The following is a 26,095-nucleotide window of genomic DNA, read 5'->3' as shown; positions in this document are numbered from 1 at the left end:
CTGACCTGGGGTTTCGCGGTTTCTCCACATCTTTGAGATCCGTCCCCGCCTTGTCGTACCCCTGTTCTAACGTAGGAACATGGCAAGCGAGCAGCCCACCAACGGGCCCCCGCCCGGATCGCGCGCCGAGCGCATCCAGGCCGGTCTGGCCGGTGTGCTGAGCCAGGCCCAGGAAGCCGTCGCCGAGGACCTGCCGACCGGCGCCCAGCACCTGCTCTGCGACCTGCTCGCCGTGCTCGCGGCCGGGGCGGGCTCGCTCGACCTGGCACTGGCCCGCCTGGCCGCCCGCATCCACGCCACCGGCGCCCTGGCCGGGTCCGGCCGCACCACCGTGGCCGGCCTCCTGCGCGAGCACGGCCGCTCCAGCGCCCAGGCCGGTGCGATCACCACCGTTGCCGACCACCTGGACCACTACCCCCGGGCGGTCGCTGCGGCCGAGGAGGGGCGGATCGGCTTCGCCCAGCTCGCCCTGGTCATGGAACTCTCCGAGAAGGCCGTGGCCGGGCGGTGCACCGAGCTGCACCCGGACGCCGGAGACTACCGGTCCAAAGCCGAGCACATCATGGTCCAAGCCGCCCAGGGCGGCGTCGCCGACCGCACCCTCAAGCGCATCGGCAACCGGCTCCCCCAACGCATCGACCCGGGGGAGCACGAGGACCGCCACCGCGAGGCCTACGACGACCGCGGCGCCCGCTACACCACGGACGCCTTCGGATTCACCCTCCAGGCGTGGGGCGATGCCGCCTCAGAGGAGATCATCCGCACCGCCATCGACGCCCACACCACCCCGCCCGACGGGCGCACCATCGCCCAGGCGCGCTTCGACGCCCTGGTCCAGCTCTGCGAGAACCGCCTCATCGCCGAAGGCCTCCCGGTGCCCACCCCTGAGGAGGGCTCCGACGCGGCCGCTTCCCTGACGGCTCCGCGCCCCGACGCGGAGGCCGCCGGGAAGCGGCGCCGCGGCATGAGCCGCCCGCAGGTGAACCTGGTGGTCTCCCTGGACTCCCTGCTCCTTGAGGCAGGGGCCGAGCCCGCCACCACCGACCGGGGCCGCCTCCTCCCCCCGTCCGCCGCGCGGGCGTTCTCCTCGGACTGTGTGCTGCGGCGGGTGGTCACCGACCCGGTCAAGGGCCTGGTGGACATCGGGCGGGCCCGCCGGACCTTCCCCGCCCCCATCCGCGAAGCCCTCGGCGCCACCGCGGGGACCTGCCAGTGGGAGGAGGGGTGCTCGGTCCCGGCCCGCTGGTGCCAGGGCGACCACCGCACCGAATGGTGGGAAGGCGGCACCACCACCCCCGCCAACGCCCAGCTGCTGTGCGGGCGCCACAACCGCGCGAAGCACATGCGCCGCATGCAGGCCCACTACCGGGCCCGCCGCCACCAGGCCCGCACCGGCAAGCGGGACTCGGGCGGGGACGACGGGGACGGTTCTCTATCCCGGGCCGCCTGACCCGTGTCGATCTCGGGGAAGCCGGCCTTGTACCGGCGGGTATCACCCCGGCTGCCCCGAGATCGACAGCACAGCACCGCCTTCCTCCCGTGGGCGCCGGGCCCGAGCAGGCCCGGTCCTAGGCCGGGGGCTCGAACATGCCCGGTGCGCGGTCGAGCCGTCGGGAAGGGCCGACCGCCTCCGTCGTCGCCGCTCCCCGACCTGGAATCCGGCCGCGACACGGAAACGGCGGCGGTGGCTTCCCCTCCCACCGCCGCCGTTCGGTCCTGATCACCGGGCCCCGGCCGCCGTCCTTCGGCCCGGACCCGGTGGCCTTCGCCGGGTCCTCGGGGTCAGGCGGGCATCGGGGTCCCGGCCGGGATCTGCACCGTGGCGTTGACCCGGTTGAAGAAGTTGGTCAGGCCGACCATCAGCACGATCGAGCCGAGCTGGCGCTCGTCGAAGTGCTTCGCCGCCTCGTTCCACACCTCGTCCGGGACGGCCTGGCCGTTGTGGTCGGCGAGCCGGGTCGCCTCCTCGGTCAGGGCCAGTGCCGCGCGCTCGGCCTCGGTGAAGAACGGCGACTCGGCCCAGGCCGCGACCGTGCCGAGGCGGTCGTCGGTCTCGCCGGCCTTCCTCATCTGCTCGACGCCCATATGGACACAGAAGCTGCACCCGTTGATCTGGCTGGCCCTCAAGTGCACCAGTTCCAGCGTGCTCGTGGGGACCCCGCCCTGGTGGACGACCTTCAGCATCGGCTGCACGGCCTCGTACATGCCCGGCATGGCCGTCGCGGGGTTGTCGAAGCGCATCTCCATCGGCTCTCCTCAGGGGTGCCCGCCGCGAAGGCGGGGGGTCGGTCCGTCGCCCATGAAGACGGACGCCGATGGTGAGGTGTGACAGTGGACGACCAAGATCTTCTGGCCCGGCGGTTCGAGCGGCACCGCCCGCGGCTCACCTCCGTCGCCTACCGCATGCTCGGCTCCCTCTCCGAGTCCGAGGACGCGGTGCAGGAGGCGTGGCTGCGCCTGTCCCGCACCGGCGACGCCTCCATCGACGACCTGGCCGCGTGGCTGACCACCGTGGTGGGCCGCATCTGCCTGGACATGCTCCGCTCGCGCACCTCCCGGCGCGAGGACCCCCTCCCCGACCGCCTGCCCGACCCCGTGGTCGCCCCCGCGGACGCGGTGGGCCCCGAGCAGCAGGCCGAGCTGGCCGACACGGTGGGGTACGCGCTCCTCGTCGTCCTCCAGCGCCTCGCCCCGGCCGAGCGCCTGGCCTTCGTGCTGCACGACATGTTCGCGGTGCCCTTCGAGGAGATCGCCCCGGTGGTCGAACGGTCGGCCCCGGCCGCGCGCCAGCTGGCCAGCCGCGCGCGCCGCAGGGTCAAGGAGTCCTCCGCCGCACCCGACCCGGACCCGGCGGCGCAGCGCCGGGCGGTCGACGCGTTCCTCGCCGCCGCGCGCGGCGGCGACACCGAGGCCCTGATGAGCATGCTCGACCCCGACCTCGAACTCCGCCACGACGACGGCGTCCGCCCGCTGCGGGTGGTGCACGGCGCCGCCCGGATCGCCCGCCAGGCGGCCGGCTTCCACCGGGCCTTCGGCCCGGTGGAGGTCGTCCCGGTCCTGGTCAACGGCTGCGCCGGCTTCGTGGACGTGACCGGCGGCCGGCCGCGGAGCCTGGCCTGCCACACGATCGTCGGCGGCCGGGTGCGCCACTTCGACCTGATCACCGACCCCGAGCGCCTGGCGAGGCTCCTGCCCGCCGGTCTCACCGCCTGACGGTCGGAGCCCGGTGGCTCCGACGGCTGCGAAAAGGAGTGGCCGACGGGGCCCAACAGGTGTAGGGATCAGGACGGTCCCCGTCCAGATCCACCGAGAGCGGAGCACAATGCAGAACACCGAACGCCCTGCCGTGCGGGAGTTTCCGGTCGGAGCCCCCGGGGCGGGCCCGTACGGGATCACGAACGGCCCGGGCGGCGCCCTCTGGGTGACCCTGGTCGACTCCGCCGGTATCGCGCGCCTGGAGGCCGACGGCACCGTGGTCCTCCACCGCGCCGGCCCCGAGGGCTCCCGCCCGACGGTCATCACCGAGGGCGCCGACGGGGCCCTGTGGTTCACCCGGTACGGCGACCACCGCATCGGGCGCCTCACCGCGGACGGGGACCTCACGGAGCTGCCCGGTTCCACGCCCGACTGCGGTCCCTACGGCATCTGCACCGGCCCGGACGGCGCCGTCCGGTTCACCGAGATGAACACCGACCGGATCGGGCGCGTGGCCCCGGACGGCTCGGTCACCCACATCGACCTTCCCGTCCGGGGCGGGTTCCCGGCCGCGATCACCACCGGGCCCGACGGCGCCCTCTGGTTCACACTCAACCAGGGCGACGCGATCGGACGGCTCACCCTCGACGGAGAGGTGACCGTCCATCCGCTGCCCACCGACGACGCCGCCCCGGTCGGAATCGCCTCCGGCCCGGACGGGAACGTGTGGTTCACCGAGATCGGCGCCGGAGGCATCGGGCGCATCACCCCCGGCGGCGAGGTGACGGAGTTCCCCCTGCCCGACCCGTCGGCCCGGCCGCACGCGATCGCCCCCTCGCGGGACGGGAGGTACTGGTTCACCGAGTGGGGCGCGAACCGGATCGGCGCCATCGACGGTGACGGGAAGGTCGCCGAGTACGACCTCCCCGCGCCGGACTCGGAGCCGCACGGCATCACCGTCCGAGGGGACGGAACCGTGTGGGCGGCTCTGCAGTCGGGGGCGGTCGCCCGGCTCGCCACGGCGGGGACGGGCCAGGGCGGGTGAGACGGGCGGGGCCGTCCGTCAGGGCGAGGTGTTCAACGCGTCCGTGGGCGGCCGCCCCTCCAGCGGGCTGGAGAAGACCACGCTGGTCGTGACGGGGCCCAGGCTCGCGATGCGGCCGACGACCTCCTCCAGGTGGCGCATCGACCGGGTGCGCACCTTGAGGATGAAGCACTCCTCCCCCGTCACGTGGTGCGCCTCGGCGATCTCCGGCGTCTTGTCGATCAGCTCGTGGCAGGGCCGGTAGTTGTTGGTCGGGTACCGCAGGCGGACGAACGCCATCACCGGCAGCCCGACCCGCTCGGGGTCCACCACCGCCCGGTACCCGGAGACGACCCCGGACGCCTCCAGGCGCCGCACCCGTTCGGCGACGGCGCTCGGGGACATGGACACGGTGCGCGCGAGCTCGGCATACCCGGCGCGCCCGTCGGCCTGGAGCGCCTCCAACAGGCGCAGATCGGTAGCGTCCAGCGATTCAACGGTCATGGACCACCAATACCGTGCCTTCCACGGCGAAAAGGCCCGAGTGCCGTTGAACGCACCTGGTCTTCGCAGGTCAGACGGACATATCTTCTTCAGCATGACGAACACCGCCGCCACGCCGCCCGCCGAGAACCCGGTCCTGCGCACCCCCGCCGCCGCCCCCTCCGCGGCCGAGGCCCACTTCGCCGCCCGCCTGTCCCTGTACACCGACCCGAGCGACGTGCACGCCGCCATGGCGGCGGACGCCCCGGGCTTCACCGTGGTGGACGTGCGCGACCGGACCGCCTGGGACCACGGGCACGTCCCCGGCGCCGTGCACATCCCCTACGCGCAGGCGGCCGACCTCGCCCCCGGCCTCATCGGCCGGGACACCCCGGTGGTCGTGTACTGCTGGAGCCCCGCCTGCGACGGGGGCGCGCGGGGCGCGCTCGCCTTCGCGCGGCTCGGCTACCGTGTCAAGGAGATGATCGGCGGCATGGAGTACTGGGCCCGCGAAGGGTTCCCCGTGGAGACCGCGGACGGGACCGGGAGGCGTCCGGCCGACCCGCTGGTCGCCCCCGCCGGGGTCTCATGCGCCTGCTGACTCCAGGACCTCGTCGGGGACGCCCAGCGTCCCGGCGAGGACGGTGCGGCCTTCGGCCGTGACCCGTACGGCGCGCCCGCCCCCTGGGCGGACGAGCCAGCCCGCCTCCAGCGCGCGCGAGCACAGGGCCGCCCCCACGGCCCCGGCCACATGCGGGCGCCGCTCGGTCCAGTCCAGGCAGGACCGGACGAGCGGGCGCCGGGTCCGGGCGGGGAGTTCCGCGCCGAGGGCGGCGAGGCCGGTTCGTCCCTCGGCCGTCAGGGAGGGGCCGTCCTCCCAGGCGATCCACCCTTGCCGGGTCACCGCGTCGGCGACGGCCACCCCGAGCGCTCCGGCGAGGTGGTCGTAGCAGGTCCGGCCGCGCGCGAGGGCGTTCGACCGGTGCACCGCCCTGAGCCCGCGCGGCGGCGCGGCCTTGGGCGCCGCCGCCGACATGGCCTCGATGAGTTCGGCGGTCTCGCGCGAGGCCAGCCGCACGTACCGGTGCCTCCCCTGGCGCACCTCGGCCAGCAGCCCCGCCTCGACGAGGGCGGTCAGGTGCTCGCTGGCGGTCGACGGTGCGACGCCCGCGTGCCGGGCGAGCTCCCCCGCCGTCCAGGCCCGCCCGTCCAGGAGAGCGGTGCAGAAGGCCGCCCTGGTGCGGTCCGCGAGGAGGGAGGCCAGAGCGGCGAGGTCGGGCTGGGCGCCCTCTCCCGTGGTGGGACGCGTCGTGGTAAGCACACTCCACGCTAACCGGCGCACGTTTCGGCGGCCGCCGAAACGTGCCGCGCCTAGCGTCGCCGCCATGACGACCACCATCCGTGTCGTGCGCCATGCCGACGTCCGTGCCGTCCTGAGCGACCCCGGCTTCGTGGTGCCCGCTCCCCCGGAGGCGTCGGACGGCGCCGCCCCTCTGCCGTCCGTACCGTCGCTCGCCTGGCTGCGCAGGCGCGCCACCCGGTTCAGCACGGGGGCCGACCACCGCCGGCGCCGGGCGCTCGCCTCTGCGCTCCTCACCGGCCTCCCACCGGTCGAGCTCCGGAGTGCGGCCGCCGACCGCGCGCGCTCGGCGGGCCCCGACGAGGCGCCCTATGTTCCCGTCGCCGTCCTCGCCGAAGCCCTCGGTGTTCCCCGGTCCGATGTGCCGAACGCCGTGGCGGCGGTCCGGGACGTCGCCCCCGCCTACTTCCCCGGGGCGGGGGCGGGGAGCGAGCGCCGCGCGGACACCGGGGTGCGCACCTTGGTGGGGATGCTCCCCGACGTCGCGCCCGAGGAGACCGCCCAGCGGGTCTGTCTGCTGGTCCAGACGTGCGACGCGACGGCCGGCCTCATCCGGGCGGCCCTTGAGCACGGTGTGCCGCAGGACGATGACGGGGCCCTGTCCAAGGCGTCCGTGACAGCCCTGCTTTCCGAGGCGCTGCGGTTCTCTCCCCCGGCACCGCTGATACGCCGGGTGGCCGAACGCGGGACACGGATCCGCGGCGCCCCGGTCGCCGCGGGGAGCGAGGTCGTGCTGGACCTCGCGGCGGCCAATCGGGACCCGGACGTGTACGCCTCGCCGGACCGGTTCGTCCCCCACCGCTTCTCCGGCACTCGCCCCGCTCCGCCCGCACTGTCCTTCGGATACGGCGAGCGCCCCTGCCCCGGGTCCGACCACGCCCTCGCCATGGCGACAGGAGTCCTCCATGCCCACGCCGTCCCTGCACGAGCGCGCTGAGACCTTCCGCTCCCTGCACCGGCCCGGGCACCCCTTCGTCCTCCCGAACGCCTGGGACCTGGCCTCGGCCGCCGCGCTCGCCCGCGCCGGGTTCCCGGCGATCGGAACGACCAGCCTGGGCGTCGCCTCGGCCGCCGGGAGGCCCGACGCGTCCGGGTGCACCCGGTCCGAGACCCTCGCCCTCGCACAGGGGATGGCGCGGCTCGACGCCCCGGTGACCGTGGACGTCGAATCGGGTTTCGGCGGTGGCGCGTCCGGCGCCGCCGGACTGGCCGCGCACCTGGCATCACTGGGGATCGCGGGCGTCAACATCGAGGACGGGCGCGGCGGGGCGGCACTCGCGCCGGCAGACGAGCAGTGCGCGCTCATCCGCGCCATGAAGGACGCCGCCCCCGCGCTCTTCGTCAATGCCCGGATCGACACCTATTGGCTCTCCCGGCACCTGTTCCGCCCGGGCTCGGGCGCCGAGCGCGCCTCGGCGACCTTGGAGCGCGCCCGCGCCTACCGGGACGCGGGCGCCGACGGGGTCTTCGTCCCCGGGCTGGAGGACACGGCGGTGATGGCGGATCTGGCCGAGCGGGTCGGGCTCCCGCTGAACGTCCTCGCGCCGCGTTCCCCGGACGGCATCGCCCCGCTCGCCCGGGCGGGCGTGGCCCGGGTAAGCACCGGGTCGCTGCTGTTCCGGGCGGCGCTGCACAGCGCCGTGCGGACCGCCGTCGCGACGGCGGGCGGACGCGGGGCCGATGGCGGCCAGGCCGCGTCGGGAATCCCCGGATACGACGACGTCGAATCACTCGCGACCCTTTACCGCGACGCGGACGGGTGACCGCCTTCTTTTTATCGGGGGGTCTAATAAAAGGACCACTAGGTTCTTCCGCGAAACACCTTCAAGGGGAGGGAAAAGTCACGAGCCGCGCCCCCGCATTGATCTCGGGGAAGTCGGGCTTAAGAGGGCCGCCATAAGGCCGACTCCCCCGAGATCAACAAGGCGGGGGGAGGGCCGGACAGGCGCTTCCGTGGCGCGACCACCTCTTTTCGTTCCTGGTGGAAAAAGGTGGATACCTCCCTCGCTCCTCCCCCAGGATCGGAACCCGTCGATATCCGACGGACACCCGATTCCTGATGGAGGATGAATGATTCGCACCGCCAGTCGCGTCGCCGCCGTCTCCGCCGCCCTCGGCGGGGCGCTCGCCGGGAGCCTGGCCCTCGCCGGGCCGGCCAGCGCCGAGATGATCCTCGAGGGCTACTACGACACGGCCATCGGATGCGACAAGGCCGGCCGGGCCGCGGTCGCCTCCGACGACTGGACGATCGGCTGGGAGTGCGACCGCCTGTCGTCCGACACCTGGATCCTCTACCTGGAGAAGGGCCCCTCCCCGAAGTAGCGGGGGCCTGCGGCGCCCCGCCGATCGGGGGCCGGGGCGCCGCACGGCCGGCGCCCCGGCCCCCTCGTGCGCCCCTGGCCCCCCACGGGCCACGACGGACCGTGACGGCGCGGTCCGGCCTCGTGTTTTCGACGGTGACCTGCGGGTATGGGCACCGTGACCGAGTTCGGTGCCGTATCGGGGGGTTCGGCGATGAGCGGATACGACAACGGCCGGAGCGTCAACGTCTCGCGGCTCTGGTCCGGCGGTCTGGCGACCGCCGTCGTCGCCGGCCTGGTCATCCTCGTGGGCGCGCTCATCGTGCGCGGCGTCCTCGGGATCCCGGTGCTGGCGCCGGAGGAGGCCGGCTACCTGGGCGACGCGACCACCGGTGTGTACGCGGCCACGGCCGCGGTGGCGGCGCTGATCGCCACCGCCCTGCTGCACCTGCTCATGCTGAGCGCGCCGCGCCCCATGACCTTCTTCGGGTGGATCGTGGGCCTGGCCACGGTGGTCGCCGCAGTCACCCCGTTCACCCAGACGGCGCCGCTGCCGAGCCAGATCGCCACCTGCCTGATCAACGCGGTGTGCGGGATCGCCATCGTGTCCCTGCTGGCCAGCGTCGGCGCCAGCGCCCTGCGGCGCTCATCGCCGGGGCGGCCGCGGCTGCACGGCGAGGGCGCGCTTCCCGACACCGGCTTCGACCCGGGCTACTCCGCCGACGACTACGAGAGCGGCTACCGGGACGCCTTCCCCGACCAGCCCCGGCGCCGCTACGACGGCCGCCACCGCGCCTACGACCCCGACGCCCGCACCCGGCCCGACCGGGACTAGCGGGCGTTCAGCCCGCCAGCAGCGCGTCCACGCGCTGGGGGGCCAGCCCGTGCTCGATCACCATCACGGCCGCGCCGATCACCCCCGCACGCTCGCCCACCTGGGACGACACGATGCTCAGGCCCTCGGTGGCCAGCGGTAGCGAGCGCTGGTAGATCACCTCGCGCACGCCCGCCAGCAGGTGGTCGCCGGCCTGGGACAGCGACCCGCCGATCACGATGATCGACGGGTTCAGCATGTTCACCGAGGCCGCCAGTACCTCGCCGATGTCGCGGCCGGCCTGCCGCAGGGCGCGCAGCACCGGCAGCCCGCCCGCGCGCGCCAGCTCCACCACGTCCAGCGCCCCGTGCGCCTCGATCCCCTGCGCGGTCAGGGCCGCCGCGATCGCCGACCCGCTGGCCACCGCCTCCAGGCACCCGCTGTTGCCGCACCGGCAGGGCACGTCGGCCCCGTGCGGCACCTGGATGTGCCCCATGTCCCCGGCCGCCCCCTTGGCGCCCCGGTAGACGGCGCCGTCGGCGATGATGCCGCAGCCGATGCCGGTGGCGACCTTGACGAAGAGCAGGTGCCGGGCGTCGCTCCAGCGGGCGAAGTGCTCCCCCACCGCCATGATGTTGACGTCGTTGTCGACCAGGACCGACCCGGGCAGCAGCCCGCCGATGAACCCGGGGACGTCGAAGCCGTCCCAGCCGGGCATGATCGGCGGGTTGACCGCCCGGCCGGTGTCGTGCTCGACCGGCCCCGGAAGCCCGATGCCGGTGCCCATCAGCTCCTCGGGGGCGCGCCCGGCCTCGGCCAGCAGCGCGCGGCCGTGTTCGGCCACCCAGCCCAGCACCTCGGTCGGGCCGCGGTCGATCTCGATGTCGGCGGCGGTGTCGGCCAGCACCTGCCCGGACAGGTCGGTCAGGGCCAGCCGGGCGTAGGTGGCCCCCAGGTCGGCGGCGAGCACCACCCGCGCCCCGGGGTCGAACACGAAGGTCGTCGGCGGCCGTCCGCCGGTGGAGGCGGCCTCCCCCGCGGGGCCGATGAGCCCCCCGGCGAGCAGGGCGTCCACGCGCTGGGTGACGGTGGAGCGCGCTAAGCCGGTGACCGACGCCAGCTCGGCCCGGGTGCGGGGCCGGCCGTCGCGGAGCAGGCGCAGCAGGGTGCCGGCGCCGGGCGGGACGGGCGGGGCGGGGGCCACGGAACCGGCGTCGCGCCGCCGGTCCTGCGTCTTGGTCAGCGCGTCTTCTGTCACACGACAAGTGAAGCACACGGGACTAAGTCACGGTGATCGCTCGACTATTTTGGTCCGATTCGGCAACTTATGCTTGACCTTCGACAGAAGTGCCGTCTACCTTCCTCGTATGCGAGTGAGTCAGGTCACAGCGCGCGGCTACCGGGCCGCGGTCATCGGAGCCGGGTTCATGGGGCGCGTCCACGCCCGCGCGATCCGGGCCTGCGGCGGCCGCGTGGTGGGCGTCGCGGCCTCCACCCCCGAACGCGCCCGCGCCGCGGCCGGCCCCCTGGGGGCCGAGCGGGCGTTCGACGACGCCGCGGCCCTGGTCTCCGACGACGAGGTCGACGTGGTGCACGTGTGCACCCCCAACCACCTGCACGCGCCGCTGACCCTGGCCGCGCTGGACGCCGGCCGCCACGTGGTCTGCGAGAAGCCCCTGGCCACCGACGCCGCCGTGGCCGCCCGGATGGCGGCCGCCGCCGACGCCGCCGGATCCCGGGTGGCCGCCGTCCCCTTCGTCTACCGCTTCCACCCGATGGTGCGCCAGGCCCGCGCCCTGGTCGCCCAGGGCGCCGTGGGCCGGGTGCACCTGGCCCACGGCGGCTACCTGCAGGACTGGCTGCTGCGCCCCGGCGACGACAACTGGCGCGTCGACCCCGAGCTGGGCGGGGCGATGCGCGCCTTCGGCGACATCGGCTCGCACTGGTGCGACCTGCTGGAGTTCGTGCTGGGCGAGCCGATCACCGCGGTCAGCGCGCAGACCAGCACCCCCGTGCCCCGGCGCGGCCCCGGCGAGGGCGCCCCGGTCTCCACCGAGGACCTGGTGGTGCTGCAGTTCCGCACCGGCGCCGGGGTGATCGGCACCGGCGTGGTCAGCCAGGTCTCGGCCGGCCGCAAGAACCGGCTGTCGCTGGAGGTCTCCGGCTCCGAGCACACCCTCGCCTTCGACCAGGAGCAGCCCGAGCTGCTGTGGAAGGGCGGGCGCGAGCGCACCGAGCTGCTCATGCGCGACCCCGACACCCTGCTGCCCGACGCCGCCCGGCTGGCCCGGGTCCCCGCCGGGCACCCGCAGGGCTACCAGGAGTGCTTCGAATCCTTCGTCGGCGACACCGGGGAGGCGATCGCCTCCGGCACCGCCCCCGACGGGCTGCCCGTCTTCGCCGACGGGCTGCGGGCCGCCCGGATCGCCGAGGCCGTGCTGGCCTCGGCCCGCTCCGGCGAATGGCAGGAGGTCGCCCGGTGACCGGGACGGCGCAGGCGCCGCTGCTGCGGATGCGCGGCGTGGGCAAGTCCTTCCTGGGCGTCCCGGTGCTGCGGGACGTGGACCTGCAGGTGCGCGCGGGCGAGGTGCACGCGCTGGTCGGGGAGAACGGCGCCGGGAAGTCGACGCTGATGAAGATCCTGGCCGGGGTGCACCGCGCCGACGCCGGGACGGTGGAGCTCGGCGGCGCGCGGGTCGACTTCGACCACCCGGTGCGCGCCCGCGAGGCCGGGGTGGCCACCGTCTTCCAGGAGTTCAACCTGCTGCCCGAGCGCACCGTGGCCGAGAACGTCTTCCTGGGCCGCGAACCGCGCGGGCGCGGGCTGCGCGCCGGGGTGGACGCGCGCGCGATGGAGGAGGAGACCGGGCGCCTGCTGGAAGAGCTCGGCCTGACGGCCCTCTCCCCCCGCACGCCCGTGCGCGCGCTGTCCGTCGCCGAGCAGCAGATCGTCGAGGTCGTCAAGGCGATGGCCCAGAGCGCGCGGATCATCACCATGGACGAGCCCACGGCCGCACTGGCCGGGGCCGAGGTCGAGCTGCTGTACCGGCTGGTGCGCCGGCTCCAGGAGCGCGGGACGGCGGTGCTGTACGTCTCGCACCGGCTCCAGGAGATCTTCGACCTGTCCGACCGCATCACCGTCCTCAAGGACGGCGCCCTGGCCGGCACGGTCGACACCGGCGCCACCGGGCACGCCGGACTGATCCGGATGATGGTCGGCCGGCCCGTCAGCGCGGTGTTCCCCCCGAAGGCCGAGGGGACCCGCACCGGCGGCGTCCGCCTGGAGGTGTCCGGCGGCGGCAACAGGTGGCTGGACGGGATCGACCTGCGGGTGCGCGCCGGGGAGATCGTCGGCCTGGCCGGGCTCCAGGGCAGCGGCCGCACCGAGGTGGCGCACGCCCTGTTCGGCATCGACCGGTTCACCCGGGGCGAGCTGCGCATCGACGGCGAACGGGTCGCGGTGCGCTCCCCCCGCCGCGCGGTGCGCTCGGGCCTGGCCCTGGTCAGCGAGGACCGCAAGACGCAGGGCCTGGCCCTGCACCGGTCGGTCCTGGACAACGGGCGCCTGGTGCTCGACGCGGTGATGCCGCTGCGCTCCCGGGAGCGCGCCCGCCGCCTGCCCGGGCTCTTCTCCTCCCTGGAGCTGGTGGCCCGCTCCCCCGCCCAGGAGGTGCGCTTCCTGTCCGGCGGCAACCAGCAGAAGGTGGTGCTGGCCAAGTGGCTGGCGGCCGCCCCCTCGGTGGTGGTCCTGGACGAGCCCACCCGCGGCATCGACGTCGGCGCCAAGCACGCCGTGTACACGCTGGTCCGGCGGCTGGCCGCCGAGGGCGCGGCGATCGTGCTCATCTCCTCGGAGCTGCCCGAGGTCATCGGGCTGGCCGACCGGGTGCTGGTGCTGCGCGACGGGCGGATCGCCGGGGAGCTGCCCGGCGGCGCGGCCGAGGAGTCCGTGATGGGGCTGGCCGTGGGCGCCGCCCCGGCCCGGGCCGGCGGGGAGGCGGACCGGTGAGCGCCCCCGCCGCCCAGCGGCCCACGGCCCGCCCGGGCCTCCCCCGCCCGGGCACCACGGGGCTGGTGTACCTGGCGCTGCTGGCCGTCCTGCTCGCCGGGGCCGCCTTGGCCGCCGCGCGCGGCCAGGAGCTGCTGACCACCGCCAACACGGTCGACCTGCTGACCCGGTCCAGCCTGCTGGGGCTGGTCGCGATCGGGCAGACCCTGGTGATCCTGTGCCGGTCGCTGGACCTGTCGGTGGGCTACGTGATGGCGCTGTCCAGCGTGGTCGGCGCCACCGCCATGGCCGGGCAGGGGTCGAGGATCTGGCTGGGCGTGGCCGCGGTGGTCCTGGTGGCGGGGCTGGTCGGGCTGGCCAACGGGCTCATCGTGACCCGGCTGAAGGTCAATCCCTTCATCACCACCCTGGGCATGGGCCTGATCATCAAGGGCTACCTGGACACCCGGTACAAGGGGCCGGCCGGGGACGTGCCCGCCGAGTTCCAGCTCTTCGGCTACACCCGGATCGGCGTGGTGCCGCTGTCGTTCGCGGTGATGGCCGCCGTGGCGGTGCTGGCGGTGGTGTTCCTGCGCCGCACCCGCACCGGGGTGCACATGTACGCGGTGGGCGGGGACGCCGAGGTGGCCCGGATGTCCGGGGTGCGAGCGGACCGGCCGCTGCTGGCCGCGCACGTGCTGTGCGCGGTCACCGCCGGGCTGGCCGGGCTGCTGATCGCCGCACGCTTCGGCACCGGCAGCACCCTGGTCTACTCCTCCGGCTACGAGCTGGAGTCCATCGCCGCGGTGGTGCTCGGCGGCACCTACCTGCTCGGCGGGCGCGGCGGGGTGGGCGGCACCGTCGCCGGGGTGCTCGTGCTGGCCACCCTGGACACCGTCTTCAACGTCCTGGGGGTCGACCCGTTCTTCAAGGACGTGCTGCGCGGGACGGTCGTCATCGCCGCGGTAGCGCTCTACGCCCGGCGCCAGGTCGACCGGGCCGCCACGCCCCCGCGCTTTCCGCCCCCGCCGCTGCTGCCCCCGCTGCTGCACCGACGGACAGGAGGCCGGCCATGACCGCGACCGGAGTCCCCGGCACCCTGCGCCGGACGGGGGCCGCCCTGGCCGGGGGCGGCAGCGGGACCGTGTACGCCCTGCTCGCCCTGGTGTTCGCGGTGGTCTTCGCGATCAACCCCTCCTTCGCCCAGCCGCCCTCGCTGCTGGCCTTCGCCCAGCAGGCCGCCCCGCTGGTGGTGCTGGCGGTGGGCCAGTACCTGGTGATCGTCGCCGGGGAGCTGGACCTGTCGGTGGGCTCCCTGGTCGGCGCCCAGGTGGTGATCGCCGCCCGGCTGATCGACGGCCAGGAGTCGGCGACGCTGCCGGTGCTGCTGCTCATGGTCGCCTTCGGCGCGGCGGTGGGCCTGGTCAACGGCCTGGTCACCACGGTGCTCAAGGTGCCCTCGATCATCGCGACGCTGGGCATGATGCTGGTGCTCTACGGGGCGGTGCGGCTGTGGACCGGCGGCGCTCCCACCGGTGCCCTGTCCGAGGCCTTCCGCACCGCCGGCCGGGGCGACGCGGTGGAGCTGCCCCTGCTCGGCGGCGTCCCCTGGGCGCTGCTGATCGCGGCGGCGGCGGGCGCGGCCGCCGTCGCGCTGATGCGCGCACCGCAGGGGCGCACCCTGGTCGCGGTCGGCGACAACGCCACCGCCGCGGCGTTCTCCGGCGCCCGGGTGTGGCGGGTGCGCACCCTGGCCTTCGTCGGCTCCGGCGTCCTGGCCACCCTGGCCGCGATCCTCATCGGGGGCTTCGCCGGGGTGACCGCCCAGGTCGGTGAGGGGCTGGAGTTCTCGGCCATCACCGCGGTGGTGCTGGGCGGGGTGGTGCTGGGCGGCGGGCGCGGCACCGTGGTGGCCGCGATCGGCGGCGCGCTGGCCGTCGAGGCGCTGTTCACCCTGTTCAACCAGCTGTACCTGCCCTCAACGATCCAGCCCGCCGTCCAGGGCCTCATCATCATCGCCGCGGTGGCCTACGCCTCCCGCGAGCGGTCCCGCAGATCCCCCCGGGCGCCGGCGGACGCCGGCGGCCCGGAGAAGTCCCCCCGCGAGGAGGTCTGACACCATGCGCCGATCCCGCGCCCTACTGGCCGCCGGCGCCGCGCTGAGCCTGGTGCTCACCGCGTGCACGACCGACGCCCCCACCGACGGCGCCCCCGACGAGGGGGCCGAGACCGGCACCGGCGGCGACTGGTTCGACGCCGAGGAGTACGAGGCCCAGCTCGCCCAGCGCGACATCGAGCCCGAGGGGCCCGAGGACGAGCCCTGGCTCCAGGCGATCGACCCCGAGTACGCCGACACCTCCGAGCACGCGCTGGAGGGCGCGGAGCGCGAGGACCCCACCGTCTGCTTCTCCAACGCCTCGGTGTCCAACCCCTGGCGGGTCACCGGGTGGATCACCATGCAGCAGCAGGTGGAGGTGCTGCAGGAGAGCGGGGACATCGGCGAGTTCCGCGTCTCCGACGCCGCCGACGACGACAACCAGCAGATCTCCGACATCCAGGCGTTCGTGGACTCCGGGGACTGCGACGCGATCATCATCTCCCCCTCCACCACCGCCACGCTCACCCCCGCGGTGGAGACCGCCTGCGAGAGCGGCGCCCCGGTGATCGTCTTCGACCGCGGGGTCAACACCGACTGCATGGTCAGCTTCATCCACCCCATCGGCGGCTACGCCTACGGCGCCGACGCCGCCGAGTTCCTGGTCGAGGAGCTGGAGCCGGGATCGAAGGTGCTGGCGCTGCGCATCCTGCCCGGGGTGGACGTGCTGGAGCACCGGTGGGCCGCGGCTCAGCGGGTGTTCGGGGACAGCGACGTGGAGGTGCTGGGCCACGAGTTCACCGAGGGCGACGGCGCCACCATCAAGGACCTGGTCACCCAGCACCTGCAGCGCGGCGAGGTCGACGGCATCTGGATGGACGCCGGGGACGGCGCGGTGGCCGCGCTGGAGGCGTTCGAGGACGCCGGCCGCCCCTACCCGGTGATCTCCGGCGAGGACGAGCTGAGCTTCATGCGCAAGTGGGAGGAGGAGGACCTGACCGCGCTGGCCCCCGTCTACTCCAACTTCCAGTGGCGCACCCCGGTGCTGGCCGCCTCGATGGTCCTGGACGGCGAGGAGGTGCCCGAGGAGTGGGTGCTGCCCCAGGAGCCGGTCACCGAGGAGGACCTGGACGAGTACCTGGAGCGCAACGCCGAGATGCCGAGCCTGCACTACGCCAAGTTCGGCGGCGAGGACCTGCCCGGGTACCCCGAGGCCTGGCAGGACCGCTGATGCACAGGGCACTGGGCGTCAGCACCTGGGTGTGGACCTCCCCGCTGACCGACGCGGAGCTGGAGCGGATCGCCCCGCGCGCGGCCGGGTGGGGCTTCGACACCCTGGAGCTGCCGGTGGAGCGGCCGGGCGACTGGGACCCCGGCCGCGCCGCCCGGCTGCTGGAGGGCCTGGGGCTCTCGGCGACGGTGTGCCTGGTCATGGGGCCGGGCCGGGAGCTGGTCGCGGCCGACCGGGCCACCGTCGCCGCCACCCGGGACCACCTGCGCCGCACGGTGGACGCGGCGGCCGAGGTCGGCTCCCCGGTCATCGCCGGCCCGGCCTACGCCTCGGTCGGGCGCACCTGGCGGATGGGCCCCGGCGAGCGCGAGGCCCGCTTCGCCGAGCTGGCCGAGGCGCTGGGCCCGGTGGTCGGGCACGCCGCCCAGGCCGGAGTGAAGGTCGCCCTGGAACCGCTGAACCGCTACGAGACCAGCCTGGTCAACACCGTGGAGCAGGGGCTCCGGGCCGTCGAGGCGCTGCCCGCCGAGCACTGCGGGCTGGCGCTGGACGTGTACCACATGAACATCGAGGAGACCGACCCCCCGGCCGCGATCCGCGGCGCGGCCGGGCGCATCGCCCACGTGCAGGTGTGCGGCAACGACCGGGGCTCCCCCGGCCGGGACCACCTGGACTGGCCGGCGATCCTCGGCGCCCTCGACGGCGCCGGGTACGCCGGGCCCCTGGTGATCGAGTCGTTCACCGCCGACAACGACGCCATCGCCACCGCCGCTTCGGTGTGGCGTCCCCTCGCTCCGGACCAGGACACCCTGGCCCGGGACGGGCTGGCCTTCCTGCGCCGCGCGCAGCGGGGCCGCCCCGCGTCCGCCCCGCCCGACGACGGAAGGAGCGCCCCCGCGCCCCCTTGAACGGGTTCCCCCCGGACGCAGGACGCGGCCCCGCGCCGCCGAACGCGTCCGCCCGTCGGCGCCGGCACGCCGCACGGACGACCCTTGCCCGACGTCTCCAAGCCCTGGACACACGACCGGTGAGGTTATCTCCATGAGCGCACGCAACCGGCGCCTGCGAAGACTCGGCGCCGTGCTCTCCTCGCTGCTGCTCGCCCTCTCACTGGCGGCCGCCCCCGCGGCCGCCGACGCCGAGGCGGCGCACGAGGAGTTCAACGCCCTGCTGTTCACCAAGACCGCCGGATACCGGCACGACTCGATCCCCTCGGGGATCGCCCTGTTCGAGCGCCTGGCCGAGGAGAACCACTTCGGCCTGGAGCACACCGAGGACTCCTCGGTCTTCAACGACGAGGACCTGGACCGCTTCGACGTCGTCATCATGTTCCAGACCTCGGGCATGGTGTGGGAGGACGACGCCCAGCGCCAGGCCGTGCAGGACTACGCGGCCGACGGCGGCGGCATCGCCGCGATCCACAACGCCACCGACATGAACATCGAGGGCGAGTTCGCCTGGTGGGACGACCACGTCAACGCCGGGGCGCACATGCCCACCCACTCCCCCGGGGTGCTGGAGGGCACCGCCCAGGTCACCGACCCCGCGCACCCCTCCACCGACGGGCTGCCGGCCCGCTGGCAGCGCTCGGAGGAGTGGTACAACTTCGACACCAGCGTGCGGGGCGACGCCCACGTGCTGGTCAGCGCGGACGAGACCACCTACGACCCGGGCCCCGACGCGATGGGGCACGACCACCCGGTCTCCTGGTGCCGGGACGTGGACGGGGCCCCCGTGTGGGCCACCGCGATGGGCCACCCCGCCGCCGCCTACAGCGAGCCGGAGTTCATCGACCACCTGCTGGGCGGCGTGCGCAGCGCCGCCGGGGCGGCCGAGGCCGACTGCGGCGGAACGGTGTGGGACGACTACGAGAAGGTCACCCTGGACGGCGACGCCTACGACCCGCTGGAGCTGGGCGTGGCCGACGACGGCCGGGTGTTCTACGTCCAGCGCCAGGGCGAGGTGAAGGTCTTCGACCCGACCACCAACCGCACCCGCACCACCGGGAAGCTGGACACCTACACCGGCGGCGAGGACGGCCTGGTCGGCATGGCCCTGGACCCGGACTTCGCCGACAACGGGTGGATCTACCTGTACTACGCCCCGGCGTCCGAGGACGACACCGACCCGGAGAACATGCACAACCGGGTCTCCCGGTTCACCGTCACCGAGGAGGCGGGCGGCACCCTCGACCCGGACTCGGAGAAGGTGCTGATGGAGGTCCCGGCGTCGCGCGTCAACGAGCCGGGGCACACCGGAGGGGCGCTGGAGTTCGGCCCGGGCGGCGAGCTGTACATCGGCGTCGGGGACGACACCAACCCCTTCGCCTCCGACGGCTACACGCCCATCGACGAGCGCGACGGGCGCGCGTCCTGGGACGCCCAGCGCACCGCGGCCAACACCGCCGACCTGCGCGGCAAGCTGCTGCGGATCGTCCCGCAGGACGACGGCACCTACACCGTCCCCGACGACAACCTGTTCAACGGCGGGCAGTGGGACGAGCTGTTCCCCGACGGGACCTACGACCCGGACCTGGCGCTGCCGGAGATCTACGCGATGGGCTTCCGCAACCCGTTCCGGTTCGCGGTCGACCCGGGGACCGGGCACGTCATGACGGCCGACTACGGCCCCGACGCCGCGGAGGGCGACCCCGACCGCGGGCCGGAGGGCCTGGTGGAATGGATGGCCATCGAGGGGCCCGGCAACTTCGGCTGGCCCTACTGCCACGGCCCCAACGAGCCCTACATCGACTACGACTTCGCCACCGGGGAGTCCGGCGGGGCCTTCGACTGCGAGAACCCCGTCAACGACTCGCCCAACAACACCGGTCTGACGGACCTGCCGCCGTCGGTCCCCCCGGACTTCCACTACGGCTACGGCCCCTCCGAGCAGTGGCCGGAACTGGGCGAGGGGCCCGCCGCGCCGATGGCCGGGCCGGTCTACCACTACGACCCCGGCCTGGAGTCGCCCACCAAGTTCCCCGCCTCCATGGACGGCAAGCCCATGTTCTACGAGTGGGGGCGCTACTACCTGAAGGAGGTCGCGCTCGACGGCGAGGGGGACGTGCTCGACATCGGGTCCTTCCTGCCCGAGACCGAGTTCGACTACCCGATGGACATGGAGTACGGCCCGGACGGCTCGCTGTACCTGCTGGAGTGGGGCGCGGGCTTCGGCACCGGCGGCGACGCCGGCCTGTACCGGATCGACTACACCGGCGGGGAGCAGTACCCGGTCGCCGAGGCCTCCGCCGAGCCGGACGACGGGCCGGCGCCGCTGGAGGCGGCGTTCTCCTCCGAGGGCACCGGCCACCCCGACCCCGACGAGGACCTGGAGCTGAGCTGGGACTTCGGTGACGGGGCCACCTCGGAGGAGGCGAACCCGACGCACACCTACACCGAGGTGGGCGACTACGTCGCCCAGCTCACGGCCACCGACTCCCAGGGGCGCACGGCCACCGCCAACGTCCCGGTCGCGGTGGGCAACACCGCGCCGGAGGTGGAGATCACCGCGCCGCCGGACGGGTCGGTGTTCGAATTCGGCGACACGGTGCCCGTCGAGGTGTCGGTCACCGACGCCGAGGACGGGTCCACCGCGGACGGGGGCATCGAATGCGCCGACGTGACCATCACGGCCTCGCTCGGCCATGACGAGCACGCCCACCTGGTGGACCGGGTGCAGGGGTGCGAGGCCGAGATCGAGACGCTGGCCGACGACGGGCACGGGGCCGAGGCGAACCTGTTCTACGTCATCGCCGCCGAGTACACCGACTCCGGCGGCGCGGACGGGCAGGTGGACCCGCTGCCCGGGCGCACCGACACGCTCCTGCAGCCCAAACGGAAGCAGGCGCAGTACACCTCGTCGGCCGAGGGGGTCTCGGCGGAGGAGACCACCGATCCCGAGGGCGGGCTGGAGCACCTGACCGCCATCGGCGACGGGGACCACGTCTCCTACTCCCCGGTGAGCCTGGCCGGCGTGGAGTCGCTCGGCCTCCGGGCGGCCTCCGGCGGGTCCGGGGGCACCGTGGAGCTGCGCGCCGACGCCCCGGACGGGGAGCTGATCGGCACCGCCGAGGTGGAGCCCACCGGCGGGTGGGACTCCTGGACCGACGTGCCGGTGGAGTTCACCGACCCGGGCCGGCCCGTGGAGCTGTTCCTGGTGTTCACGGGCGACGGGGACGACCTGTTCGATCTGAACTACCTGCAGTTCCGGGGACCCGGAGCCGCCGACCCCGGCGGGGGCGACGACGGCGGACCGGAGGCCCCGGGCACCTTCGGGGAGGCGCGGAGCCTGCTCGACGGCTACGGGGAGGACGGCGTCCTCACCACCTCGCAGTCGGCCCGGTTGAACGCCCACCTGGACACGGCCGAGAGGCACGCCGACAAGGACAGGCACAAGCAGGCGGGCAAGGCGCTCGACCGGTTCGCCGACGTGGCGGAGGAGGTCGAGGACGAGGAGGCGCGCGAGCTGCTGCTCGACACCGCCGAGGCCTTGCGCACCGATCCGTAGCGGCCCCTGAGGGCCCATCCGTTCCGGCGGGGCGCCCCTCTCGGGCGCCCCGCCCCTACCCCACCCATCCCCCTACGTGACCGGAGACGGGAGCGGACATGGCACGGATCGATTTCGACAGACGAGGCTTCCTGGGCACCGTGGCGGCGGGGACCGTCGCCGTCGGCGCCGGGACGCTGGCGGGCGCGGCCCCGGCGGGCGCCGCAGGTGCTTCGGACGCCGCGGGTGCCGCGGGCGGGGGCTGCGTCTTCCCCAAGGGCCGCATCGGCATCCAGCTGTACAGCATCCGGGACAAGGTGGCCGAGCTCGGCTTCGCCCGCGTCTTCGAGGAGCTGTCGCGGATCGGCTACGCCGAGGTGGAGCTGGCCGGGTACACCCAGCCGGGGGTCGGCCCCATCACGGTGCAGGAGATCCGGCGGCTGCTGGACGAGAACGGGCTGCGGGCGGCCGGCACCCACGTCGGCCTGGGCGCATGGCGGGAGGACCCCGAGCGGGAGCTGGACAGCGCCGAGATCCTCGGGGCGCCGTACGCGGGGACGGCCGACGCGCCCTCGGACGACACCACCGTGGACGGGTACCGCAGGGCGGCCGGGGAGTTCGACCGGATCGGCGCGCTCGCCGCCGAGCGGGGCATCGGCTTCTACCAGCACAACCACCACTGGGAGTTCGCCTTCGCCGACGACGCCCCGGACACCCGGCTCTACGACGTGTTCCTGGAGCACACCGACCCCGCACTGGTGTTCCTGGAGATGGACGTCTACTGGGCCTATGTCGGGCAGCACGTCTACCCCGGGTTCGACCCGGTGGAGTACGTGCTGGCGCACCCGGAGCGCTACCCGCTCTTCCACGTCAAGGACGGCAAGGAGAACGAGGACAACCCGCTCGGCTACGACATCATCGAGTTCGGCGAGGGCGACCTGCGCTACGCCGACTTCTTCTCCCGGGTCCGGGGCCGCCCGCACGCGCTGTGGGAGCAGGACAACGCGCCCGACTCGGCGGTGCCCCCGCACCCGGTGGACTCGCTGGGCAACGCCGAGCGGAGCTACCGGGCCATGCGCAGGCTGCGCCGCCCCCACCCGGGGCGGGGACCGTACGGGCACTGAGCCGGTGCCGCCCCTTCGGCGGGCCCCGCCGCCCGCCGGAGGGGCGCGACCGCCGCCTCCGTCCCGGCCCGGACCGACCGAACCGACTGACCAGCACTTTCCCCCGAACGCAGGATCATCCGCGCAATCCGCCGTCACCGACCGCTTCCCTACCACTCGGTAGGAACTGAGACTCCTGCCCCACCGAGGGCAGAGGTGACGGGGGTCACACCAGAAAGGTGGCGCCGTGCCCAGTCGGCCGACCGACGCGACACCCCGCAGGAGCCGATCGTCCTCCCCGAACCCCCCGCCCGGGCCCGCCCGGCCGGTGCGGCGCGCGCTGCTGGCCGTCGCCGCGGCGCTGGCCGTCTCCGGCGCCTCCGTCGGGGGCTACTACCTGTTCCTGCGCGAGCCGCCGCCCGGCCCCGACCCCGACCGGGTCGCCGAGCTGGAGGCCTCCGAGAGCGCGCGCGGCGTCGAGCAGGCGGGCGCGCTCATCGACACCACCCGCGACGCCTATGACGAGCTGCTCCCCGTCGTCGAGGGGCTGGACACCGCCCTTCCCGCCGACGGGTCCGAGCCGGGGGAGGCGCCCTCCGGCGGCGAGGTCGACGGCTGGGCGGACGCCGTCGACGGCGTCTCCGAGGAGCTGAGCGCCTCCCCCTCCGGCGGCACCGGCTACAACGTGGCCCGCGGCGGAATGCGGTCGGCCGTGGACCTGCTCGGGTCGTCGGTGGAGGCCTACGGGGCCGCCCTGGAGGCCGACGGCGGCGGGCGCGAGCGGCTGGAGGCCCTCGCCTCCGACCTGCGCACCCAGGCCGTGCGGGCGTGGTCGGTGGCCGCTACCCAGCTCGACGCGGTCGCCCTGGAGGCCGGCCACGGGCACGTGCACATCTACCTGCCGGCCGCGCCCGGGAGCGGAGCGCTGGCGCCGGACTCCGCCCCCGAGGGCTCCCAGGCCCACGGCGGGCAGGGCGGCGACGGCGGAGAGGACGGCCACTGATGCGGACCGGGGTATGGCTGATCGGCGCCCGCGGATCGGTGGCGGCGACCACCGTGGNNNNCCGGGGCGCTGGCGCTGCGCGCGGGCGCGGCCGAGCCGGTGGGCTGCGTGGCCGACCTGCCCGGCCCGGACCGGGCCGGGGCGCCCGGCGTGGGCGACCTGGTGTTCGGCGGCCACGACGTGGCCGGGCCGCCGCTGCCCAAGCGGGTGGCGATGCTGGCCGAGGGCGGCGTCGTCCCGGCCGGGCTGCCCGGCGTGCTGGAGGAGGAGCTGGCGGCGGTCGAAGCGCGGATCCGGCCGGGCGCGGCACCGTCGCGGGGCCGGGCGCAGCGGGAGGCGGCCGCGCGGATCGAGGAGGACCTGCGGCGCTTCCGGGAGGAGGAGGGCCTGGACCGGGTCGTGGTGGTGGACGTGTCCAGCACCGGGCCGCCGCTGCCGCCGGACGGGCCCGCGGCCGCGGCGGCCGCCTCGGCGGACCTGCTGGAGGAGGCCCTGGACCGGGGCGGGGCCCCGCTGCCGGCCAGCTCGCTGTACGCCTACGCGGCCTTCCGCGCGGGGTGCCCGGTGGCCTCGTTCACCCCCGGCCCCGGGCCGTGCCTGCCCGCGCTGGAGGAGGCCGCCCTGCGGGAGGGGCTGTGCTGGGCGGGCTCGGACGGCAAGACCGGGGAGACCCTGCTCAAGAGCGTGCTCGCACCGATGTTCGCGCAGCGTGCGCTGCGGGTGCGGTCGTGGTCGTCGGTGAACCTGCTCGGCGGCGGCGACGGCGAGACACTGTCGGACCCCGCCAGCGCGGGAAGCAAGACCGCCTCCAAGGGGCGGGGGCTGCGCTCGATGCTCGGCACGGACGTGGCAGGTCCCCTGCACATCGACTACGTGCCGGACCTGGGGGACTTCAAGACGGCGTGGGACCACGTGTCGTTCGAGGGGTTCCTGGGTGTACGGATGAGCCTGCAGTTCACCTGGGCCGGGTGCGACTCGGCGCTGGCGGCGCCCCTGGTGCTGGACATCGCCCGCCTGACAGCGCGCGCCAACCAGGTCGGCGAGACCGGGCCCTTGGGGGCGCTGGCGTTCTTCTTCAAGGACCCCGTGGGTTCACAGGAGCACGCCCTGTCGGCGCAGTGGGACGCCCTCGTCGAATGGTGCGCCCGGCTGGGCCGCGAAGGCGAGGGGGCGTGATGGGACGGCTTCGCGCCTTCGCCGAGCTGGTCCGGCTCCCGGCCGCCCTGTCCGTGCCCGGGGACACGCTCGCCGGGGCCGCCGCTGCCGGATGGCCGCACGGGCGGCGCACCTGGGCCATGCCCGTGGCGTCGGCCTGCCTGTACTGGGCCGGGATGGCGCTCAACGACTACGCGGACCGGGAGCTCGACGCGCGGGAGCGCCCTGAGCGCCCCCTGCCGTCGGGGCGTGTGCGCCCTTGGGAAGCGCTCGCCGCGGCCGCCGGGTTCACCGGTGCGGGCATCGGTGCCGCCGCCTTCGCCGGAGGGCGGGGGAGCGCGGTGACAGCATCACTGCTCGCCGCCGGTGTGTGGACGTACGACCTGCTGCTCAAACCCACCCCCATGGCCCCGCTGGGGATGGCGTTCAACCGCGGGATGGACGTGGTCATGGGGGCAGGGCCCCGTCCGCGCGCGGCGGCGCTGCCGGCGCTCGGGCTGGCCGTCCACACCTTCGGGGTGACCCTGCTGAGCCGCGGTGAGGTGCACGGCACCGACAGGCCGACGGCCCGGACGGTCGTCGCGGGAACGGCGGCCGGGGTCCTGCTCCCCCTCGCCCCGCCGTGGAAGGCGGATCGTGCGCGCCTGGCCGCCGGAGCGTTCGGCGCCTGGTACAGCGCGTCGGTCGGCGCCGCCCAGGCTGCGGCGGTCCGATGCCCTGAGGCCCCGACGGTCATGGCGGCCACGGGTGCGGGCATCCGGGGGATGATCCCGCTTCAGGCCGCCTACATCGCCCGAGCGGGGGCGCCCGTGACCGCGGCGGCGCTCTCGGGCGCGGTCCCCGCGGCACGGGCCGGCTTCAAGGCGGTGTCGGCGACATGACGGACGGGACGGCCCTGCGGTTCGGGTACGGCACCAACGGGTTCGGGGACCACCGGCTCGACCAGGCCCTGGAGGTCATCGCCGGACTGGGCTACGACGGGGTCGGGCTGACCCTGGACCACCCGCACCTGGACCCGTTCGCGCCGGACGCCCCCGCCCGCACCGCCGCCGTGGGACGGGTCCTGGACCGGCTGGGGCTGGCGGTGGTCATCGAGACCGGGGCCCGCTACCTCATGGACCCCTGGCGCAAGCACGAGCCCACGCTGGTCTCCGACACCGGCCGGGAGCGGCGGGTCGACCTCCTCCACCGGGCCGTGCGCATCGCCGCCGACCTGGGGGCCGAGGCCGTCTCCTTCTGGTCGGGCGTCCTGGCGCCCGGGGTCCCCGCGGCGGTCGGGTGGAGCCGTCTGACCGCGGGGGTCGGCCAGGTCCTGGAGGAGGCCGAGCGCCACGGGGTCACCTGCGCGTTCGAGCCCGAGCCGGGGATGTTCTGCGCCCGGCTGGCCGACGTGCACGAGCTGCGGGAGCGCCTCGGCCGGCCCGAACGCCTGCGCGTGACCCTCGACGTCGGCCACTGCGTGTGCAACGAGCCGCTCGACGCCGCCGCAACCGTGTCCGAGGCGGGGCCGCTGCTGGCCAACGTGCAACTGGACGACATGCGGCCGGGCGTCCACGAGCACCTGGAGTTCGGCGACGGCGGACTCGACCTGCCCGCCGCGCTCGGGGCGCTCGTCGACGCGGGGTACCGGGGGCTGGCCTCGGTGGAGCTGCCCCGGCACGGCCACGCCGCCCCGCAGGTCGCCGCCGGTTCCCTGCAGGCCCTGCGCGCCGCCGAGCGCCAGGCCCGGAAAGACCGGAGGGAGGCCCGGTGACCGACCACGACATCCTGCCGCCTGCCGGGCGGCCGGGACCGAACGTCCCGTTGGCCCGCCCCGCCGACCGGGCACCAGAGCGGGGGCACCAGCCCGCCCGCGCCGG

The 26,095-nt window shown here is 74.8% G+C and carries 24 protein-coding genes; 20 read left to right on the top strand and 4 right to left on the bottom strand.

Going from position 1 to position 26,095, the window contains the following annotated elements; all coding sequences use genetic code 11:
• The first annotated feature begins 79 nt into the window (after positions 1-79).
• Positions 80-1,450: an HNH endonuclease signature motif containing protein gene (locus D450_RS0111660; RefSeq protein ID WP_017538842.1), complete on the top strand. Its 1,371-nt coding sequence runs from the start codon at positions 80-82 to the stop codon at positions 1,448-1,450.
• A gap of 332 nt (positions 1,451-1,782) precedes the next feature.
• On the opposite strand, the gene D450_RS0111655 is transcribed toward D450_RS0111660, so the two are convergent.
• The gene (locus tag D450_RS0111655; RefSeq protein ID WP_017538841.1) at positions 1,783-2,247 is read right to left on the bottom strand and encodes a carboxymuconolactone decarboxylase family protein; all 465 of its coding nucleotides are present in this window, start codon (positions 2,245-2,247) and stop codon (positions 1,783-1,785) included.
• Positions 2,248-2,331: 84 nt separating this feature from the next.
• Between D450_RS0111655 and D450_RS0111650 the strand changes: the two genes are divergently transcribed.
• Positions 2,332-3,213 (top strand): sigma-70 family RNA polymerase sigma factor, encoded by an 882-nt coding sequence (locus tag D450_RS0111650; RefSeq protein ID WP_017538840.1) that lies wholly within the window; start codon positions 2,332-2,334, stop codon positions 3,211-3,213.
• A 109-nt stretch (positions 3,214-3,322) separates the two neighbouring features.
• Positions 3,323-4,240 carry a Vgb family protein gene (locus tag D450_RS0111645; protein WP_017538839.1) on the top strand — a complete coding sequence of 306 codons (918 nt, stop codon included), beginning with the start codon at positions 3,323-3,325 and terminating at the stop codon, positions 4,238-4,240.
• Between the two features lie 18 nt (positions 4,241-4,258).
• Here D450_RS0111645 and D450_RS0111640 read toward each other — a convergent pair whose 3' ends face one another.
• A complete protein-coding gene (locus D450_RS0111640) occupies positions 4,259-4,723 on the bottom strand; it encodes an Lrp/AsnC family transcriptional regulator (RefSeq protein WP_017538838.1) in 465 nt (154 codons plus the stop codon).
• Positions 4,724-4,817: 94 nt separating this feature from the next.
• Between D450_RS0111640 and D450_RS0111635 the strand changes: the two genes are divergently transcribed.
• Positions 4,818-5,303, top strand: a complete 486-nt coding sequence (locus D450_RS0111635) for a rhodanese-like domain-containing protein (RefSeq protein WP_017538837.1) — start codon at positions 4,818-4,820, stop codon at positions 5,301-5,303.
• Here D450_RS0111635 and D450_RS0111630 read toward each other — a convergent pair.
• Positions 5,289-6,023: a winged helix-turn-helix domain-containing protein gene (locus tag D450_RS0111630; protein WP_017538836.1), complete on the bottom strand. Its 735-nt coding sequence runs from the start codon at positions 6,021-6,023 to the stop codon at positions 5,289-5,291. The genes D450_RS0111635 and D450_RS0111630 overlap by 15 nt on opposite strands.
• Positions 6,024-6,087: 64 nt before the next feature.
• On the opposite strand from D450_RS0111630, the gene D450_RS0111625 reads away from it, so the two are divergent.
• The 4 genes from D450_RS0111625 to D450_RS0111610 all read left to right on the top strand — a co-directional run bounded on the left by D450_RS0111625 (position 6,088) and on the right by D450_RS0111610 (position 9,197).
• Positions 6,088-6,999 carry a cytochrome P450 gene (locus D450_RS0111625; protein WP_017538835.1) on the top strand — a complete coding sequence of 304 codons (912 nt, stop codon included), beginning with the start codon at positions 6,088-6,090 and terminating at the stop codon, positions 6,997-6,999.
• Entirely contained in the window at positions 6,968-7,825 is an 858-nt protein-coding gene (locus tag D450_RS0111620) for an isocitrate lyase/PEP mutase family protein (RefSeq protein ID WP_017538834.1), read from the top strand. The genes D450_RS0111625 and D450_RS0111620 overlap by 32 nt, the downstream gene beginning before the upstream one ends.
• 307 nt (positions 7,826-8,132) lie before the next feature.
• Positions 8,133-8,384, top strand: coding sequence for a hypothetical protein (locus D450_RS0111615; protein WP_017538833.1), 252 nt, complete (start codon positions 8,133-8,135; stop codon positions 8,382-8,384).
• Positions 8,385-8,531: 147 nt separating this feature from the next.
• On the top strand, positions 8,532-9,197 hold the full coding sequence (locus D450_RS0111610; protein ID WP_017538832.1) for a DUF6069 family protein: 666 nt from the start codon (positions 8,532-8,534) through the stop codon (positions 9,195-9,197).
• A 7-nt stretch (positions 9,198-9,204) separates the two neighbouring features.
• Here D450_RS0111610 and D450_RS0111605 read toward each other — a convergent pair whose 3' ends face one another.
• Positions 9,205-10,434: an ROK family transcriptional regulator gene (locus D450_RS0111605; protein ID WP_017538831.1), complete on the bottom strand. Its 1,230-nt coding sequence runs from the start codon at positions 10,432-10,434 to the stop codon at positions 9,205-9,207.
• A gap of 109 nt (positions 10,435-10,543) precedes the next feature.
• Between D450_RS0111605 and D450_RS0111600 the strand changes: the two genes are divergently transcribed.
• The 12 genes from D450_RS0111600 (at position 10,544) to D450_RS0111545 (ending at position 25,989) form a co-directional block, all read left to right on the top strand.
• A complete protein-coding gene (locus D450_RS0111600) occupies positions 10,544-11,659 on the top strand; it encodes a Gfo/Idh/MocA family protein (protein ID WP_026128498.1) in 1,116 nt (371 codons plus the stop codon).
• On the top strand, positions 11,656-13,185 hold the full coding sequence (locus D450_RS0111595) for a sugar ABC transporter ATP-binding protein (RefSeq protein WP_017538829.1): 1,530 nt from the start codon (positions 11,656-11,658) through the stop codon (positions 13,183-13,185). The genes D450_RS0111600 and D450_RS0111595 overlap by 4 nt, the downstream gene beginning before the upstream one ends.
• Entirely contained in the window at positions 13,182-14,240 is a 1,059-nt protein-coding gene (locus D450_RS0111590) for an ABC transporter permease (protein WP_017538828.1), read from the top strand. The genes D450_RS0111595 and D450_RS0111590 overlap by 4 nt, the downstream gene beginning before the upstream one ends.
• Positions 14,237-15,280, top strand: coding sequence for an ABC transporter permease (locus D450_RS0111585; protein WP_017538827.1), 1,044 nt, complete (start codon positions 14,237-14,239; stop codon positions 15,278-15,280). Before D450_RS0111590 ends, D450_RS0111585 begins: the two co-directional genes overlap by 4 nt.
• Before the next feature lie 4 nt (positions 15,281-15,284).
• A complete protein-coding gene (locus D450_RS0111580; RefSeq protein ID WP_017538826.1) occupies positions 15,285-16,490 on the top strand; it encodes a substrate-binding domain-containing protein in 1,206 nt (401 codons plus the stop codon).
• Positions 16,490-17,398: a sugar phosphate isomerase/epimerase family protein gene (locus D450_RS0111575; protein WP_017538825.1), complete on the top strand. Its 909-nt coding sequence runs from the start codon at positions 16,490-16,492 to the stop codon at positions 17,396-17,398. The genes D450_RS0111580 and D450_RS0111575 overlap by 1 nt, the downstream gene beginning before the upstream one ends.
• 133 nt (positions 17,399-17,531) lie before the next feature.
• Positions 17,532-20,996, top strand: a complete 3,465-nt coding sequence (locus D450_RS0111570; protein WP_017538824.1) for a ThuA domain-containing protein — start codon at positions 17,532-17,534, stop codon at positions 20,994-20,996.
• A 98-nt stretch (positions 20,997-21,094) separates the two neighbouring features.
• Entirely contained in the window at positions 21,095-22,099 is a 1,005-nt protein-coding gene (locus tag D450_RS0111565; protein ID WP_017538823.1) for a sugar phosphate isomerase/epimerase family protein, read from the top strand.
• Positions 22,100-22,406: 307 nt separating this feature from the next.
• Positions 22,407-23,081 carry a hypothetical protein gene (locus D450_RS0111560; protein ID WP_017538822.1) on the top strand — a complete coding sequence of 225 codons (675 nt, stop codon included), beginning with the start codon at positions 22,407-22,409 and terminating at the stop codon, positions 23,079-23,081.
• A 108-nt stretch (positions 23,082-23,189) separates the two neighbouring features.
• The gene (locus D450_RS0111555) at positions 23,190-24,257 is read left to right on the top strand and encodes an inositol-3-phosphate synthase (protein WP_338037970.1); all 1,068 of its coding nucleotides are present in this window, start codon (positions 23,190-23,192) and stop codon (positions 24,255-24,257) included.
• The gene (locus D450_RS0111550) at positions 24,257-25,117 is read left to right on the top strand and encodes an SCO3242 family prenyltransferase (RefSeq protein ID WP_017538820.1); all 861 of its coding nucleotides are present in this window, start codon (positions 24,257-24,259) and stop codon (positions 25,115-25,117) included. The genes D450_RS0111555 and D450_RS0111550 overlap by 1 nt, the downstream gene beginning before the upstream one ends.
• Positions 25,114-25,989, top strand: coding sequence for a sugar phosphate isomerase/epimerase family protein (locus tag D450_RS0111545; RefSeq protein ID WP_017538819.1), 876 nt, complete (start codon positions 25,114-25,116; stop codon positions 25,987-25,989). Before D450_RS0111550 ends, D450_RS0111545 begins: the two co-directional genes overlap by 4 nt.
• Positions 25,990-26,095: the final 106 nt, after the last annotated feature.

This window comes from Nocardiopsis halophila DSM 44494 (assembly GCF_000341245.1).
Taxonomy (GTDB): domain Bacteria; phylum Actinomycetota; class Actinomycetes; order Streptosporangiales; family Streptosporangiaceae; genus Nocardiopsis_A; species Nocardiopsis_A halophila.
The sequence above is the reverse complement of the archived record's forward strand: the minus strand, read 5'-3'. Positions and strand labels throughout refer to the sequence as shown.